General features: G+C 50.7%; 16 protein-coding genes. 7 read left to right on the forward strand and 9 right to left on the reverse strand.

Annotated elements, in window-relative coordinates:
* Positions 1–298 precede the first annotated feature (298 nt).
* From IOQ59_RS13810 to IOQ59_RS13820, 3 genes are all read right to left on the reverse strand, one after another.
* Positions 299–1,603, reverse strand: a complete 1,305-nt coding sequence (locus IOQ59_RS13810; protein ID WP_193953971.1) for an HD domain-containing phosphohydrolase — start codon at positions 1,601–1,603, stop codon at positions 299–301.
* Between the two features lie 289 nt (positions 1,604–1,892).
* Positions 1,893–2,222, reverse strand: coding sequence for a hypothetical protein (locus IOQ59_RS13815; RefSeq protein ID WP_193953972.1), 330 nt, complete (start codon positions 2,220–2,222; stop codon positions 1,893–1,895).
* A gap of 97 nt (positions 2,223–2,319) precedes the next feature.
* On the reverse strand, positions 2,320–3,219 hold the full coding sequence (locus IOQ59_RS13820) for a LysR family transcriptional regulator (protein ID WP_193953973.1): 900 nt from the start codon (positions 3,217–3,219) through the stop codon (positions 2,320–2,322).
* 96 nt (positions 3,220–3,315) lie between these two features.
* On the opposite strand from IOQ59_RS13820, the gene IOQ59_RS13825 reads away from it, so the two are divergent.
* The 4 genes from IOQ59_RS13825 (at position 3,316) to IOQ59_RS13840 (ending at position 6,347) form a co-directional block, all read left to right on the forward strand.
* The gene (locus IOQ59_RS13825) at positions 3,316–4,341 is read left to right on the forward strand and encodes a zinc-binding alcohol dehydrogenase family protein (RefSeq protein WP_193953974.1); all 1,026 of its coding nucleotides are present in this window, start codon (positions 3,316–3,318) and stop codon (positions 4,339–4,341) included.
* 29 nt (positions 4,342–4,370) lie between these two features.
* Positions 4,371–4,661 carry a putative quinol monooxygenase gene (locus tag IOQ59_RS13830; RefSeq protein ID WP_193953975.1) on the forward strand — a complete coding sequence of 97 codons (291 nt, stop codon included), beginning with the start codon at positions 4,371–4,373 and terminating at the stop codon, positions 4,659–4,661.
* 155 nt (positions 4,662–4,816) lie between these two features.
* Entirely contained in the window at positions 4,817–5,368 is a 552-nt protein-coding gene (locus tag IOQ59_RS13835; protein ID WP_193953976.1) for a thioredoxin family protein, read from the forward strand.
* 103 nt (positions 5,369–5,471) lie between these two features.
* The gene (locus tag IOQ59_RS13840; RefSeq protein WP_193953977.1) at positions 5,472–6,347 is read left to right on the forward strand and encodes an AEC family transporter; all 876 of its coding nucleotides are present in this window, start codon (positions 5,472–5,474) and stop codon (positions 6,345–6,347) included.
* A gap of 78 nt (positions 6,348–6,425) precedes the next feature.
* Here the strand turns inward: IOQ59_RS13840 and IOQ59_RS13845 are convergent, their stop codons facing one another.
* A complete protein-coding gene (locus IOQ59_RS13845) occupies positions 6,426–7,004 on the reverse strand; it encodes a TetR/AcrR family transcriptional regulator (protein WP_193953978.1) in 579 nt (192 codons plus the stop codon).
* 266 nt (positions 7,005–7,270) lie between these two features.
* Here IOQ59_RS13845 and yghU point away from each other — a divergent pair, with 266 nt between their 5' ends.
* On the forward strand, positions 7,271–8,131 hold the full coding sequence (gene yghU / locus IOQ59_RS13850) for a glutathione-dependent disulfide-bond oxidoreductase (RefSeq protein ID WP_193953979.1): 861 nt from the start codon (positions 7,271–7,273) through the stop codon (positions 8,129–8,131).
* Between the two features lie 91 nt (positions 8,132–8,222).
* Positions 8,223–8,897: a glutathione S-transferase family protein gene (locus tag IOQ59_RS13855; protein ID WP_193953980.1), complete on the forward strand. Its 675-nt coding sequence runs from the start codon at positions 8,223–8,225 to the stop codon at positions 8,895–8,897.
* An 86-nt stretch (positions 8,898–8,983) separates the two neighbouring features.
* Here IOQ59_RS13855 and IOQ59_RS13860 read toward each other — a convergent pair whose 3' ends face one another.
* The 3 genes from IOQ59_RS13860 to aceE form a co-directional block, all read right to left on the reverse strand.
* Positions 8,984–9,559, reverse strand: coding sequence for a 2-hydroxychromene-2-carboxylate isomerase (locus IOQ59_RS13860; RefSeq protein WP_193953981.1), 576 nt, complete (start codon positions 9,557–9,559; stop codon positions 8,984–8,986).
* Positions 9,560–9,637: 78 nt separating this feature from the next.
* Positions 9,638–10,954, reverse strand: coding sequence for a 2-oxo acid dehydrogenase subunit E2 (locus tag IOQ59_RS13865; protein ID WP_193953982.1), 1,317 nt, complete (start codon positions 10,952–10,954; stop codon positions 9,638–9,640).
* A 97-nt stretch (positions 10,955–11,051) separates the two neighbouring features.
* Complete coding sequence (gene aceE / locus IOQ59_RS13870; RefSeq protein ID WP_193953983.1) at positions 11,052–13,724, reverse strand: pyruvate dehydrogenase (acetyl-transferring), homodimeric type; 2,673 nt, start codon at positions 13,722–13,724, stop codon at positions 11,052–11,054.
* A 272-nt stretch (positions 13,725–13,996) separates the two neighbouring features.
* Between aceE and IOQ59_RS13875 the strand changes: the two genes are divergently transcribed.
* Complete coding sequence (locus IOQ59_RS13875) at positions 13,997–14,476, forward strand: Lrp/AsnC family transcriptional regulator (protein ID WP_193953984.1); 480 nt, start codon at positions 13,997–13,999, stop codon at positions 14,474–14,476.
* Positions 14,477–14,498: 22 nt separating this feature from the next.
* Here IOQ59_RS13875 and IOQ59_RS13880 read toward each other — a convergent pair whose 3' ends face one another.
* Positions 14,499–15,131, reverse strand: coding sequence for a LysE family translocator (locus tag IOQ59_RS13880; RefSeq protein ID WP_193953985.1), 633 nt, complete (start codon positions 15,129–15,131; stop codon positions 14,499–14,501).
* Between the two features lie 126 nt (positions 15,132–15,257).
* The gene (locus IOQ59_RS13885; RefSeq protein WP_193953986.1) at positions 15,258–16,112 is read right to left on the reverse strand and encodes a hypothetical protein; all 855 of its coding nucleotides are present in this window, start codon (positions 16,110–16,112) and stop codon (positions 15,258–15,260) included.
* Positions 16,113–16,156: the final 44 nt, after the last annotated feature.

The following is a 16,156-nucleotide window of genomic DNA, read 5'->3' on the forward strand; positions in this document are numbered from 1 at the left end:
GTTTCTGTCTCGTTTCTTCTTTCAACGGAAGAACGAGAAGTGGGAAAGATGGCTCACTTCCCAGAGTTCATTCAGTGTAATTTTTCGTAAAAATTGGTAAGAGGCTGGAAACGACCCGCTGATTACTAAAACCGACCCACTGACGAATCAATGACCATCTGGCGAGCGGGAAAGTGAAGGAATAAGGCTGCAACAGGGAGATGATAAAGCGTGTCGCTATAGAGGGACGCAGATGATACAGAGGAGATTCCGGCCATTGTAAGGGGTGAACTTGAACAATAGCCGGCTTATGACAAGTCTAGATTTCTACGGTGACGGCACCTTCTTTAATCGCCAGAAGATACAGATCATCCCTGTGTTCTTTCAGCGTGCCATACACATCCTTGTCGAGCTGTCCGCCATCAGCCATCTTATCCATAATGCCCAAAACCTCTTCAACACTCAGACGGTCTCGATAAGGTCTTTTTTGGCACAACGCCTGAAAGATATCGGCAATACACAAAATGCGCGTCGGCAGATCGATCCGATCACCTTCCCAGCCATACGGGTATCCGGAGCCATCCAGTTTTTCGTGATGTTCAGATGCCCACTTCGCAATCGGCGTATTGGGAAAGATAGCCTTCAATACACGTCGACTATCCAAAGGATGGCTGCGCATCTGGGCCAGCTCTTCAGGTGTTAACGCACCCGGCTTTTCCAGTATTTCGTCGGGCGTTCTGAGCTTGCCAACGTCATGCAGCAACCCAGCAATACGTAGGATACGGCTGTGGTACTGATCGCAGCCCACCAATTCAGCAAGAGAATACGCCAGATCGGCAACCCTTAAACTGTGATAGTGCGTAAACGGACTCTTGGCATCGACCACTTGTGAGATCAGCTCACCCAGCGACTCAATCTCACTAAAGCTCAATGAGATTTTGTAATCGCTGGATGCCAGCGTGTCGAAAATCGCATCATCCAGAAACTCTTCTCGCAACTCTAACCAAAAACTGTCTTTCAGTGCGGCTTGCTCCAGCGCCTCAAACAGTTGAGGACAAAACAGCGTACCGATATGTGGTCGCAATTCGTCCAGCAACTTGTCTCGCTGAAGCAACACCAGATGATGGGGATGGGTTTGAAGAAATGAGGCATAGATAACGTCTAATCGATCTGAAAGAAAAATCAGATTGGCATACTCACGCGTCGTTTGATCCAGCGACTCTGGCAGATGTTCCCACCGGGTATGGTGGTAGCGTACCGCTTCAGCGTAGCGACGAAATGGCGGGAAATTGCGCAGGAAGTAATCACCACGGATGCAATGCTGTTCAGCCCCATTCCACTCCAACTCATCCGCAAGCTTTTTATGCACTGCAGTAGATGATACGCCACTGTCATGCAGCATGCCGGCCAACAAAATGTAGTGCCGTCTGTCGCGGTCCCACCCCATTAAGTGTGCGATACGATGGCAGATTAAACCCACCCGTCGTCCGTGACTTCTATCGTCAATTCCAACGTAATCTAAGGCTTGGGTAACGGTGTGCGCAGCACGACCGACATCAACATCCATTCCTTGAAGCTCATCAGATGTGCTTATGTGTCCCGTATCCAGAGCCCTATCCTTCATTGCTTAACCAAAGTTCAAAAACTGTGCGCCCATTAATATCCAGCGCCTTGATATTCGTCAAGTAACTTTTGCGCCATCTATGCGTAGCACGCCATTCTATTGATCCTGATTCCTTATGCTTGGTCAACAAAGGGGGCTGACAGGCAGATGCTCAACTGATAGGTGCGAACAAAGATCACCAAGCTGTTAGATCGATAATCTTTGATCACAAACGGAGGGAAGTACGCTTCGTAGTTATCAATCGTCTTCTTACACTACCAACCGGTATTGGAAGATTCAGGCGTGCGCATCAATTGACCCGCATCGCATCGATATGCCAGCAGATGCGCCCAAACACGGTCAGATCCCCACTGCTGATCAGCTCAAGCGGTGATCGACCGTTGTAATAGGGATCATCATGCGGACGCGCCATGTAACCATAGATATCGTCAGGATCATCAAATATGGTGTCGAGGTCTGAATGGATATTGAGCACAAAGGTGACTCGTTCACACTGTTCGTCGCTCAAAACTTCGGGGAAAGGCAGATCAGGATCAAGCTTCAGAATGGCCAGTGCCTGATTGGGTGTGCACTGCCATTGAGCCAATATATGTAACGCGCTGGTTAAACCTGTACTCATAGACGTATCCCCACTTCCAGATTTCAGGGTGCCCCGCTGATACATATCCGATCAACGGACACTTCCATCATAGTGTGCTGCGGTGTTTTTGGGTAATTCACAACCCTGCAACTGCTGCCGCACATTTCTTTCGCAACATATCCCGCAGCATCAAAATAGCAGGTGTGACTTGCTTCCGGCTTGGGCAGATCAACCAGACGCTTAACGGTTCTGATTGATAGTCAGGGAACAACCGCACGATATTGCCCGCACGCAGGTCTGCACTCAGATCCAGTATCGATTTAAAACCGATACCTTTCCCCGCCACCGCCCAGCGCCTGACAATATCGGCATCATTGCTCTCCCGATCACCCAGCACCCGGATACGGCTATTCTCGCCCTCTTTAACGAACTCCCACATGTCATACGCGCGATTCCCCAACAGATAGCGCAAACAATTATGCTTGCGCAGATCTTCCGGGTGCGTTGGCATCCCGAATCGGGACAGATAGTCAGGGGAAGCAAATGCAACACGTTCCACAGTTGCAACCTGAAACGCCACCATATTGGAATCTTCCGGCTCACCATAGCGCAGCGCTACATCCACTCTGTCGAGATAAAAGTCTGACAGCATATCGCCAACGCTAAGATGCATCGTCAGATCAGGATGGCTGTCCATCGCCTCATCCAGCCACGGCAGCACGATGTTGCGCCCCAGGTCAGACGACACGGATAGTCGTATCTCTCCAGCAATCTTTCCGCGCATCGCATCCAGTGACGCCCTTCCCTCTTCGAGGGATGCCAGTGATTTTCGGCAATGCAGTAGAAAACGCTCCCCTTCTGCGGTGATACGCAGTTGTCGGGTCGAACGAATAAATAACTGTGTATCGAGCTGTTTTTCTAATCGTTTGAGCGCGGCACTGGCCGCAGCAGGCGTTATACCCAGCTGTTCAGCCGATGCCGTGATACTGCCCGTATCGGCGGTTCTCACAAATAGTGCTAAATCCGATGTATTCATTATCAAAATATTTTTGAAACTAATTAAGTCATTACCCTGTTTTTAGAGTATACATATTCACCCACAATGTCTTCATTCACTCAACGGAGACATCCCATGAAAGCAATTGGTTACCTAAAGTCACTGGACATCAGCCATCAGGATTCATTGATCGACATCGATCTGCCGACACCAACACCCACCGGCAGGGACCTGCTGGTCAAAATTGACGCGATCTCGGTTAACCCCGTGGATACCAAGGTCCGCGTAAGAGCACAGCCGGAAAACGGTGAGCACAAGGTGCTGGGGTGGGATGCGGTTGGCGAAGTGATCGATGCAGGTGATCAGGCACAGTTCTATCAGAAAGGCGACAAAGTCTGGTATGCGGGCGATATCACCCGCCCAGGTACGAACTCTGAATATCATCTGGTCGATGAGCGCATCGTAGGTCGCAAACCTGAGTCCATATCCAATGCGGAAGCCGCTGCGTTTCCACTGACGGCCATCACCGCATGGGAACTGCTATTTGACCGCCTCGGTTTTGAACAAAGCACGTCAGCAGACAACGCCGGACGCCAGCAGCTTCTGATCGTGGGTGCTGCAGGTGGCGTAGGCTCCATTTTGGTCCAGCTTGCCGCACAACTCACCGATGCGGTCATCATCGGCACCGCTTCCCGTCCGGAAAGTCAGGCATGGGTGAAAGAGCTGGGTGCAGATTATGTGATTGATCACCGCAAACCGTTGAGCGAAGAACTGAAGCGCATCGGTATTGATAGTGTCACCCATGTCGCTTCGTTAAACGCGACTGAGCAGCACTACGACGAGATCGTTGAGAGCCTTGCACCACAGGGCAAGCTCGCGCTGATTGATGACCCTCAGTCTCCGCTCGACATCATGAAGCTGAAAATGAAATCGATCTCTCTGCACTGGGAATTTATGTACACCCGTTCAATGTTCAACACCGACGACATTGAAAAACAGCGCGACCTGCTGAACAGCGTTGCAGATCTGATTGATACCGGGCGCATCAAAACAACACTGGGTGAACACTACGGTCAGATCAACGCGGACAACCTGAAACGGGCGCACGCAAATCTCGAAAGCGGCAGAGCAATTGGCAAAATCGTTCTAGAAGGCTTTTAAGCACATTTAACACTGAGGAGGACACTCACATGACTCAACTCACCATCGTTGCCAATATCATCGCCAACACCGGCAAAATGGAACTGGTCAAAACCGAACTGGTCAAGCTGATCGATGTTACCCGCGCCGAAGAAGGCTGCATCAATTACGATCTGCATCAGGATAATGAAAACCCAGCGCATTTCATGTTCTACGAAAACTGGGCATCCCGTGAACTGTGGCAGGCACACATGGGCAATCAGCCTTTGCAGGATTACATGGCCGCAACTGAAGGGGCTGTTGCGCAGTTTACGCTGAACGAAATGACCATCGTTAAATAATCCTGTTATCCTGCGAATCGACGAATAAACGCTAAGATCAAAGCAGAACACCGAGCGGGTTAGCCACTCTATGGTCAACCCGCCAGCGCATCAGACCGATACAACACGACATACTGCAACCTGGAGTGTGCCGAAACAGGCGGAGATTTCTAACGATGTTACTCGATACCCCCGTGTGCAATTTTGGCTGGAAAGCACCCGATTTCACCTTGAAAAACGCTTACGGCGAAAGCTTTTCCATGAGCGATCATCTTGGAGACAAAGGCTTGTTGATTGTCTTCATTTGCAACCATTGCCCCTATGTTCAGCGCATCGGTCAGCGTTTGGCAGAGGATACCGCGTTGTTGATGAACGAAGGCATCAACGTTTTAGCCATCATGTCGAATGACTATACGCTGGTCGAAGCCGACTCACCTGACAATATGAAGCAATTTGCCAAGCAGTATGGGTTTACGTTTCCCTACCTCATCGATGAAGATCAATCTGTCGGACAGCAATACGGCGCGGTCTGTACACCTGACTTTTTTGGTTTTAACCATCAGGGTGAACTGCAATATCGCGGTCGATTGGACGATGCTCGTATGGATGATTCCGCAAACCGAATACCGGAACTGATTAATGCCATGCGGATGATTGCCGAAACAGGACAAGGCCCACAGACTCAGGTTCCAAGCATGGGGTGCTCCATTAAATGGAGAACTGACTAGTCTCACACAGGTGACGTTTGCACACAGCACACGTCACTAAACCACGTAGAGATACCGGTTAACGCCCATCCCATTTTATCTCCCTCACCGTAAGGCCCTGAACGTGTTTTCAGAAATTTTCTCTATTTTAGCGCCCGTATTTGTTTGTGTGGGCATTGGATATGCCTGGTCCAGAAGTGGCAAGGACTTTGATACTTCCCTTGTGACCGCCATCGTCACCTATTTTGCAACGCCCTGTCTGGTCTTTTATGCACTAGCTACTGTCGAGCTGGATCTATCGAAGCTGTGGAGTATGGGGCTGGCCGCACTGATCGCTAATCTGGCGTTTGTGCTGATTGGCGGGGCCGTGCTCGCTGTATTCAAGTTACCGCAACGGGCATTTCTACAGGCATTAACCTGGCCCAACGTCGGAAACGTTGGCTTACCATTGTGTTTGTTGGCGTTTGGCGAGGAAGGGCTGGCGCTGGCGATTGCGTTTTTTACGGTCTATGTGGTTTTACAGCTGACCATTGGCGTCGCATTTGTCTCAGGCAGCTTTTCTCCTAAATCACTGCTGAAAATGCCGATTATCCCGGCGACGGTGCTGGCATCGATTTTTCTTTTCGGCGATATCGATGTACCGAAATGGCTATTCAACACGACCAAGCTGATTGGTGACCTGACCATCCCCCTGATGCTGTTCACGCTGGGGGTATCACTCGCCAGTTTGAAGATGGGCAGTCTGAAAACCGCCGTTGCGTTATCTCTTTTACGCCTTGGAATGGGCTTCGGTGTAGGCGTCGGAATTGTTGCAGGCATGGGCTTTACAGGCCCAGCCGCGGGCGTTGTTATTGTGCAATGCGCGTTACCCGCTGCCGTATTCAGCTACCTGTTTGCCCAGCTATATGACCAACGAGCCGAAGAGGTCGCGGGGGTTGTCATCGTGTCTACGTTCATGGGATTTGCAGCGCTTCCGGCATTGCTTTGGTATGTACTTTGATAACTGGCTTGCAGGCTGATACCACGTCGGATCAGCCTGCAGACAGGCGCCCGAAGGGCTGGGGGCACGAGCCACCGATCATTTGCTCAAACAATCAAATATATCATCGATCAACTCATCAACCTTTGCATCCTCATTAGCACGGGCGTAGACGCGCAGTCCAATCAGTTGCATCTGAAAAAAACGCGCCATTCGTCTCGCGTCCTTACTGCGGTCGAACTCCCCCAACTCCTGAGCCTTAATCAACACGGCGGCAAAGGCTCCCTCCATGACACCCAGTAAACGTTTAGCTTCCTCTAACAATTCCACATTGTCTTCAGTCAGCTCGGAGACCGTTTTTACAAGCATGCACATCTCACTGGGTGCTGTTTCACCGCCCTGCACCATGTCGCGCATGAAATTCTTCAACGCATCAACGGGTGATGCATATGAATCCGTATATTCAGTCAAACGGGTAACACCGGAGTCGGCATAATATTGCAACGCCTCCTTAAACAAGCCTTCCTTGCTGCCAAAAGTTGCGTAAATGCTGCCCGGACGCATATCGATATGTTCCTGAAGATTACGCATAGATGTGGCGTGAAAACCTTTCTCCCAAAAAAGGTGCGTCGCCTTTTTGACTGTGGCGTGTCGGTCATATCTCGCAGGGTTAGGCATATCTTCACCGTTTGAACATTTGCTCAAATTTTAACTTGAACAGTCGTTCACGTCCAGATAAGCTACGGAAATGAACAGTCGTTCAAGTTGAGTTATTAAGCTCTGAATTGAATAATTTTTTATCTGCCAACGACTGAACAATTGCATACCCAAAAGCAATCACGGACAGCGGCTCGACCTGAGGCTCTGCATCAATACCCAGGTGTGATTCCTACACCGAACACCTCAAAACGATGGCCTTCTGAAACTTGGATATTGAGAGAATTATGAGCAACGAATACGTACCACCAAAAGTTTGGACGTTCGACGCTGAGAACGGCGGCGAGTGGGCGAAGACTAATCGCCCGGCATCTGGGGCAACCCATGAAGCCACTCTTCCTCAAGGAACACACCCGATACAGCTTTATTCCATGGCAACGCCCAATGGCCAGAAAGTCACCATTATGCTGGAAGAGATACTTGCACTCGGACAGCAGGATGCAGAGTACGATGCTCACCTCATTCGTATTGGCGAAGGCGATCAGTTTTCCAGCGGCTTTGTGGATCTGAACCCTAACTCTAAGATTCCGGCCTTATTGGATTTATCCGGCGAACTTCCGGTACGGGTATTCGAATCAGGTTCGATTTTGCTCTATCTGGCGGAAAAGTTCGGACTCTTCCTGCCTCAAGAGATGCCAGAACGCACAGAAGTTCTTAACTGGCTGTTTTGGCTGCAGGGTTCTGCCCCATATCTTGGCGGTGGCTTTGGGCATTTCTATTCTTACGCACCTGTAAAAATCGAATACGCGATCGACCGCTTCACCATGGAAGTAAAACGCCAGCTTGATCTGTTAGACAAGCAGCTCGCAAAAACACGTTTTATTGCAGGGGACCAATACAGCATCGCGGACATCGCCATCTGGCCGTGGTATGGCAACCTGGTGCGAGGGACTGCTTACAACGCTGCAGAATTTTTAGATGCAGAAACCTACACACACGTTCAGCGCTGGGCGGAAGACATTGCACAACGTCCGGCCGTACAGCGTGGCGCCATTGTTAATCGTACGTGGGGAGAACCTTGGGAAATGCTCGCGGAACGTCATAAAGCTTCAGATATCGACGCCGTATTGAAACTAAAAAGTTTATAAAGCCCGAACACCCGAAGCGCCTGCTGACCAAATCCTCGAAGTACAGCAGTGGGCATTCCAGCAGCTTTTCTCATTTATAAAGGACAGCATCATGTTGAAGTTTTACTTTCACCCAACCCCCAATCCAATGAAGGTCGCGCTGTTTCTGGCCGAATCCGGTCTGGAGTATGAACTGATCGCCGTGGATACCCGCAAAGGTGAGCAACACGCTGCAGACTTCAGATTGATTAACCCCAACAGAAAAGTGCCTGCGATTGACGATAACGGGACAATCGTCTTCGATTCCAACGCAATTCTTTTATATCTAGCTGAAAAAACCGGCCAATTCCTTGGTAAGCAAGAGGATCGTGGCGAGCTACTGTCCTGGCTGATGTTTATCGCATCGGGTTTGGGGCCCTATTCCGGGCAGGCGGTTCACTTCCAGCATGCCGCGCCCGAGCAACTGGCCTATGCAGTCAACCGCTACCGTCGTGAAGCCCAGCGACATTACCAGATCCTCGATGATCGCCTGGCGAACAGAGAATTTATCGTCGGTGATAGCTATTCCATCGTCGATATTGCCGCGTGGGGCTGGATCGATAAGGTGATGCCCGTTCTTGGGGAAGGAGAACTGGAAAATTATCCCAACCTGAACCGCTGGTTCAAGTCCGTTGATGCACGTCCGGCCGTTGCCAAAGCACGAAACGTTGGCAGTGATATCAGCTTTAAAACTGAGGTTGATGAAGAAACGAAACGCGCGCTCTTTCCGCAGAACTATCCATCATAAAAAACCTGAATAACCATGGTGTGACTTCAACGTCCATATGTACATTGAAGTCACACTTTGCCGCGAAAAGACGGCACGACGCCCGGTTAACTCAGCGCTTCAATCAAGAAATCGATTCGGTCCTGCCCCCAAAACACCTGTTCACCCACAATGAATGTAGGCACACCAAAACCGCCCTTTTCGATCAGTTTAGCGGTATTTTCCGCCAAGACCCTTGTCGATTGAGTCTGATCCAATACCGCTGAAAGACCAAATTTCTCTGCCTGTGACGCAATAAAATCCGGATCAGCGATATCTGCATCCTCACACCACAAACCACGACCGATACTGATCGCCATCTCCAGCCCCTGACCTTTCTCCTTTTCAGCGGACAACACCAGTGCATCGGCAAACGCTTCGTTGCAAGGATAGTGTGCGGGGTGCAAGTTGATAGGAATACCCAAACGCTGGCTCCAACGCGTCAACTCCTGCAACCGGTACGTTTGCCGATTAGGAGAGCGTTTCTTCAACGGCAATCCACCGGTCTCATCAAACAAACGGGCAATCTCTATGGGCTTTACGATCAGATCGAAATCATGATCCGACCGCACACGGAGTAGTTGCTCTGCTGCAAACAAAGACCACGGTGAATTAAGACAGAAATAATATTCTACACTTGCCATACTGCGTCCTCGTTGAGTCATTCCATTTTCGAATATGAGCAAACGGATAGCAGCTTACCAGACACTACCCGCTTCGTGTTAAAGCAGCGCCTGCCGGACATCCTTCAACATGGCATGAATATAGGCCATAAAACGGCCCGCATCGCCGCCGTTGATGGCCCGATGATCGAAAGAGAGGCACAACGGCAACAGGGTTGCAGGGACAAACTGCTCATCGTTCCACACGGGTTTGATTGTTGATTTCGCAATACCAAGAATCGCCACTTCAGGTCCGTTGATAATAGGCGTGAACCCGGTCCCGCCAATTGCTCCCATACTGGAGATGGTGAAGCAACCGCCTTGCATATCGGACACGCTGAGTTTACGATCACGCGCCCTCTGACTCAGATCCGCAATGTCTAGCGTCAGCTCTCGAATACTCTTTTTATCCGCATCCCGAATAACGGGCACGACTAACCCTGCTGGAGAATCCACCGCAAAGCCGATATTAACGTAGGATTTGCTGATCAACTGGTCGTTCACCGGATCAAGCGCCACATTAAATTGTGGAAACTGGCGCAACGCCCGGGCAACAATCGCGATCATAAACGGCAACAGCGTTGGCCGACGTGGTAAGCCCTGTGCGTCATGATCAATCGACCGACGGAACGCTTCAATATCATCAATCACAACCTCATCGAACAAAGTCACATGGGGAATGTTCAGCCAGCAGCGGCTCATATGCGCTGCAGTGGCTTTGGCGATGCCCGATAACGGTTGCTGCTCAACCTCACCATAACGCGTGAAGTCTTCCAGAGGAATCGCCGGAATACCCTGCCCCTGAACGGCAGAAGCTACGGGCTTATCTGCAGCCAGCCGCTGTTTAGCGTAAGCTTTCAGATCCTCTTTCAGAATACGGCCGCGCTTGCCGCTGCCTGACAGTTCCAGCAGATCTATCCCCAGCTCACGCGCCAGCTTGCGTACCGCCGGACCTGCATTAATCTCGCCCCCCGAAATAACAGGAGTCTCATCTGAGTTCATTAATGGCTGAACCAACGGCGCTGATACGACGGATTTCTCCTGCATCACCTCATCCAGCTCAAGTTCTGATGCGGTAGGTGTTTTCTCAGCCGCCTCCACCGCCGACTCCTCCAGAGATGGCTCGGCTTCGTTCGCCTGAATCTGAGTCAGCTCCAGTTCCAGCAAAGGCGTCCCGGTGGCGATCTCTGCGCCCATCTTAACCAACCAGCGTCTGACCGTTCCATCGACAGGCGATGGCACCTCCATGGAGGCTTTATCGGATTCCAGTACCAATAAAGGATCACCCTCGGAAACCTCATCACCGGGTATTGTAAGCAACTCGACGGCTTCACCGCTTCCATCGGTCTCTGGCATAAATATGGTTTGTATTGTCATTGCTCATCTCCACGCAATCAGCACACCACTCAGGCAACACATCTGCCTGTACCCAAGCGGTTTTCATCAAAATTAAAGTGTTTGTTGGCTAATCCGTTTAGAAAGAAGCTGGGTCGGATTTTGACTCAGGAATATTCAGTTCAGTCCGAGCCTGTATCAGCACGTCCTGACTTAACGATCCCGCCCGATACAACCCAGCCAACGCAGACCAGGCAATGTAACGTGCATCCACTTCAAAGTGATCTCGCAGATCGGGCCGCGACTCACTGAGTCCAAACCCATCAGTCCCCAAGGCGACAACAGGCTGCGGAAACCAACGCGCAATACTGGTGGGTAACGACTTCATAAAGTCACTACACGCCACAACAATTCCCTGCTCATCCGCCATCATTTGCTGGATATAATTTTGCTCTGGAACCTCCGGAGTCAGCATATTTTGACGCTCCACCTGCTGCGCCTGACGCAACAGTTCGTTGTAGCTGGTCACACTCCAGATATCTGCGTTGCAGCCATAACCCTGCAGAATCTCGGCGGCTTTCAGGACTTCCTGCATCAGACTGCCGCTGCCCAGCAAATGGACTTTTTGCCCCGTGCTATCGCTTTTCTGATAGCGATACATCCCTTTGAGAATCCCCTCTTCAACACCCTCCGGCATGGCTGGCATCGGGTAGTTCTGGTTGTACAAGGTCAGGTAGTAGAAGATGTTTTCATCGTTCTGATACATACGCTCGATACCGTCCCGTACGATGACCGCCAGTTCATAGGCAAACGCCGGGTCATAACTGCGCATGTTCGGCACCGTAGATGCGATTACATGGGAGTGGCCGTCCTGATGCTGCAAACCTTCACCGTTCAGGGTTGTCCGTCCGGCAGTACCGCCCATCAGAAAACCTTTCGCCATGGAATCAGCACAGCTCCAGATCATGTCGCCGACACGCTGGAAGCCAAAGATCGAATAGAAGATGTAAAACGGAATCATCGGCACCGCGAAATTCGCATAAGCCGTACCCGCCGCCAAAAATGACGCCATGGCACCGGCCTCACAGATACCTTCCTGCAACAGCTGACCATCTTTTGCCTCTTTGTACGGCAGCAGAGAACTGGCATCGACCGGCTTGTATTTCTGCCCTTCGCTGGAATAGATTCCAAACTGCTTAAACAGTGACTCCATGCCAAAGGTCCGCGCTTCATCCGGCACGATAGGCACAATGTATTTGCCCAGCTCTTTGTCTTTCAGCATCGCCGCCAACATACGAACAAACGCCATGGTGGTAGATTGCTCACGCTTGGTGCCTTCGATGGCGACTTTAAACAGGCTGAGAGGCGGCGCGGTTAAACGCTGACACCTCACTTCACGCGATGGCAGATAACCACCCAGCGACTGGCGATGCTGATGCAGATATTGAGCTTCAGGGCTGTCTTCAGCAGGCTTGTACAACTCCGCCTTTGCCATCTGCTCATCGGTCAGCGGGATACCAAAACGTTTACCAATCGCAATGCGCTCCTCCGCACTGAACTGTTTTTTCTGATGCGCGGTATTTTGGCCTTCCGCAGAGGCGCCCATGCCTTCACCTTTTACGGTCTTCATCAGAATCACGGTGGGGCGACCGGTGGCTTGGGCTGCACGCTCAAAGGCTGCGTACAGCTTTTTGCGATCATGGCCGCCGCGACGAATCACCCGGATCTCGTCATTGTTCAGCGTTTTCATCAACTCCGCTAAACGTTCATCACCATCGATCCAATGCTCACGTACGGTGTGCCCGTCAGACACGGTATAGAACTGGTAATCACCATCCACTGCACGGTCCATTCGCGCTTGCAGCAGTCCGTCACGATCACGAGAGAAAAGCTCATCCCACTCGCTGCCCCAGATCACTTTGATCACGTTCCAGCCGGCGCCACGGTAACTACGCTCCAACTCCTGAATAATCTTGCCGTTACCCCGCACGGGGCCATCCAGACGTTGCAGGTTGCAGTTCACCACCATCACCAGATTATCCAAATTCTCGCGGGTGGCCATATTAATGGTACCCAGCACTTCCGGCTCATCTGACTCACCATCGCCGATAAAGCACCATACCTTGCCACCGTTATCAGGCTTCAGTCCCCGGTTTTCGAGGTACTTCATAAAGCGTGCCTGATAGATCGCGGAAGGCGTAGAAAGCCCCATAGATGCCGTCGGTAACTGCCAGAAATCAGGCAAACGACGTGGATGAGGATATGAAGGCAAACCACCACCAGACTGCAGCTCACGGCGGAAATTGTTCACCTGTTGCTCTGATAAGCGATTCTCAAGATAAGCACGTGCGTAAATACCAGGTGCGGCATGTGCCTGTACCATCAGAATATCGCCGCCGTAGGATTCGGAGTGTTTGCGAAACCAATGGTGAAAGCCAACTTCCAGAGCGGTGGCTGCTGACTGATAAGTGGCAACATGACCACCCACACCCGAACCGTCTTCGTTGGCTTTTAAGACCATCGCCATCGCGTTCCAACGAATGATGTTTTCGATTTTCTGTTCCAGCTCGATATTGCCCGGATAGCCGGACTGCTGATGCGGTGGGATAGTATTGCGATACGGCGTATTCAACGTTGCTTCCGGCAGGGTCACACCCTGCTTCAACAGGTGATCCTGCAACAACCGCAGCATCTCGCGGCTGCGATCCTCTCCCTGTTCACGACGGAGATACTCCAGCGCCTCAATCCATTCTGCGTTTTCTAACCCTTTCTCTTCAGCATCTAAACTGTGCTGGATCTGTATGTTATTCATGACCGCGACCTGCTCTGGGATCTATTCTTGTAGTGACCAAAATCCTAGCACTAGCCCGTGAGTGATCGTGGTCAAAAACGCCACTACAAAAACACTTAATTAGAGATATAATCCACAAAACAATTATTTAATAGCGGACACATCCAATACCTATCGAAATGTCACTTTTTTGAACCCAAGCAATGATCTGAGCACCCGCCAACTCAGGGCAACAAGCAACTCAATCAGGTCGATAAGAAATGAAAACTATCAGCCTCTAAAGCGAGAGTAATATGGATAAACTGGACCGGATCGATCGAAGAATTTTGGAGCTATTGCAGAAAGATGCACGTATCAGCATTGCAGAATTAGCCGACGCGGTAGGTCTGTCGCAGACACCCTGTGGACGGCGGATAAAACAACTTGAAGCAAAGGGATTGATCGCTAAACAGATCGTTGTGCTGGATCAGAAGAAGATCGGCCTGCCAATGAGCATTCTGGTACAGATCTCACTCGACAAACAAACCAAGGACAAACTTAAAACCTTCGAGGATGCCGTCGCCCTGATCCCCGAAGTAATGGAGTGCTACCTGATTACCGGCAGCCAGTCGGACTATTTACTGAAGGTGGTTACCCGCGATCTCGATCACTATCAGCAGTTACTCTTAGACCACCTGACCGTCATCGAAGGTGTTAACTCGATTATTACTAACTTCATCATGCGACAGCCGATCAATAAGACGGCCTATAACCTTGACCATCTCAGCAAGTAAACCCGCCTGTATCGATAACGGATCAGTTGCTGCTGGCCAACTTAGTACCAAAACCGATTAACAGCACGCCCGTGATGCTATCCAGCACTTTCGCAACACGCGGTTGCTGCAACCAACGACGGGCACGCCCGACCATCAGCACCAGCGCGCCTTGCCACAGCATACCAATAGAGAAATGCACCGTGGCCATCATCAATGCCTGCGGCAGTGCCGAATAGGCAGGATCAATAAACTGCGGCAAAAAAGCCATATAGAAGATGATCGGTTTGGGATTCAGGACGTTCGACAACAAGCCCTCTCGCAGCGAAACCATCACGGGAACGCCGTAAACCGCTTCCGGTTGCTCCAGCTGTAACGTCTTACGATTGATTGCCGAACGCAGGCTCTGTACCCCCAACCAGATCAGGTACGCTGCTCCCGCTAGCTTGAGCAGCATAAATAGCTCCGCTGAACCCAGCAGAATGACCGACAACCCTGCCGCAGAGATACTGGCATGGATGAACAGACCTAAACAGATACCCAGACTGGTCAACAGTCCGTCACGATGACCGCCGCGGGCAGCGTTTCGCATCACCAATAACGTATCAACACCCGGCGTCAGGGTCAGTGCGGTAATGGCGATCAAAAAGGGTAACCACAGGAACTGATCAAACATAATCTGTACTACACATCTCGTTAACTGATCCAGCAGTGTAAGTTAAATGCCATTCACGATCCAATGACCCGCCTCTGTGTGCCGCCCCTCTAAGCTATACGAACAAGGTCACTATACTGCCGAGTACTAACGCAAATATTTTCCACCATCGCTGATCCGGTTGAACCAGTGATAGTGGGGGTTTGCTTGTGCATTATCGACATTCTCAGGCGGTGTATCCCGATCAGTGTCTTTGTCACCAAACGATCGCATTTCGAGATTAAAACGAAAGCCCGAACGCGGTTCAGCACTGCTGCCATGCAGATGTGCACTGGAAAAACACAGCAGATCACCGGGGTCGAGAAGGATATTGACCCCTTCATCAGTCACCGTCTCTACCGCTTGTGGCGCATACGGATAATCGATCTGCGCATTTGCCGATATCGATTGAGCTTGCTGGCGGGCTTTGCGAAAAGCCTCAAAGCTCCAGTCTGCAGTAGTGTTTACCACAGGAGTGGACCAGTAGTGCGGATAGAACGTCAGTGTATTGCCATTTGAAATAGGGTAAATCGGGCTCCACCAATTGATCTGATGCTGGATATTACTGCCCCATGTATCACGGTGCTGGCCAATGCTACCTCTAAACTGCGAATTCGAATCTCTTGTGGGGGGAACACAGCGAAGGAATAGTTTATCGGCATAGTTGTGCTGGATACTCATACCACTCTGTGCGAGCGCATCCTTGAACAGATCACGCATTCGGGCGGCTTTATAAAACGACGTTTGCAACAGGGCCATTTCAGCCGCAAACCCTTGAGGATCAGATTGGAACCTATCCGACAGAGATGTTTGATCTCCGAAATGGCTCCGAATCAACTCATCCATCTCCCGCTGAAGTTCAAGCATCGCGGGAATCCTGGAGAATAGAATCAGATCACCCTTGAACAGATACGCGTTACGCTCACGATCATTAAGCGGTTGTGACGTGCGAATGATCTTCATATCCCCTACTTCCCCCCTGCTATCGAAAATTGAGCTACAGGTTA

The organism is Pontibacterium sinense, assembly GCF_015209595.1.
GTDB lineage: Bacteria > Pseudomonadota > Gammaproteobacteria > Pseudomonadales > Balneatricaceae > Pontibacterium > Pontibacterium sinense.

Excerpts from the sequence above, each read along its gene's own strand:
- IOQ59_RS13810 (WP_193953971.1), bottom strand. The coding sequence starts at position 1,603 with ATGAAGGATAGGGCTCTGGATACGGGACACATAAGCACATCTGATGAG.
- IOQ59_RS13815 (WP_193953972.1), bottom strand. The coding sequence starts at position 2,222 with ATGAGTACAGGTTTAACCAGCGCGTTACATATATTGGCTCAATGGCAG.
- IOQ59_RS13820 (WP_193953973.1), bottom strand. The coding sequence starts at position 3,219 with ATGAATACATCGGATTTAGCACTATTTGTGAGAACCGCCGATACGGGC.
- IOQ59_RS13825 (WP_193953974.1), top strand. The coding sequence starts at position 3,316 with ATGAAAGCAATTGGTTACCTAAAGTCACTGGACATCAGCCATCAGGAT.
- IOQ59_RS13830 (WP_193953975.1), top strand. The coding sequence starts at position 4,371 with ATGACTCAACTCACCATCGTTGCCAATATCATCGCCAACACCGGCAAA.
- IOQ59_RS13835 (WP_193953976.1), top strand. The coding sequence starts at position 4,817 with ATGTTACTCGATACCCCCGTGTGCAATTTTGGCTGGAAAGCACCCGAT.
- IOQ59_RS13845 (WP_193953978.1), bottom strand. The coding sequence starts at position 7,004 with ATGCCTAACCCTGCGAGATATGACCGACACGCCACAGTCAAAAAGGCG.
- yghU (WP_193953979.1), top strand. The coding sequence starts at position 7,271 with ATGAGCAACGAATACGTACCACCAAAAGTTTGGACGTTCGACGCTGAG.
- IOQ59_RS13855 (WP_193953980.1), top strand. The coding sequence starts at position 8,223 with ATGTTGAAGTTTTACTTTCACCCAACCCCCAATCCAATGAAGGTCGCG.
- IOQ59_RS13860 (WP_193953981.1), bottom strand. The coding sequence starts at position 9,559 with ATGGCAAGTGTAGAATATTATTTCTGTCTTAATTCACCGTGGTCTTTG.
- IOQ59_RS13865 (WP_193953982.1), bottom strand. The coding sequence starts at position 10,954 with ATGACAATACAAACCATATTTATGCCAGAGACCGATGGAAGCGGTGAA.
- aceE (WP_193953983.1), bottom strand. The coding sequence starts at position 13,724 with ATGAATAACATACAGATCCAGCACAGTTTAGATGCTGAAGAGAAAGGG.
- IOQ59_RS13875 (WP_193953984.1), top strand. The coding sequence starts at position 13,997 with ATGGATAAACTGGACCGGATCGATCGAAGAATTTTGGAGCTATTGCAG.
- IOQ59_RS13880 (WP_193953985.1), bottom strand. The coding sequence starts at position 15,131 with ATGTTTGATCAGTTCCTGTGGTTACCCTTTTTGATCGCCATTACCGCA.
- IOQ59_RS13885 (WP_193953986.1), bottom strand. The coding sequence starts at position 16,112 with ATGAAGATCATTCGCACGTCACAACCGCTTAATGATCGTGAGCGTAAC.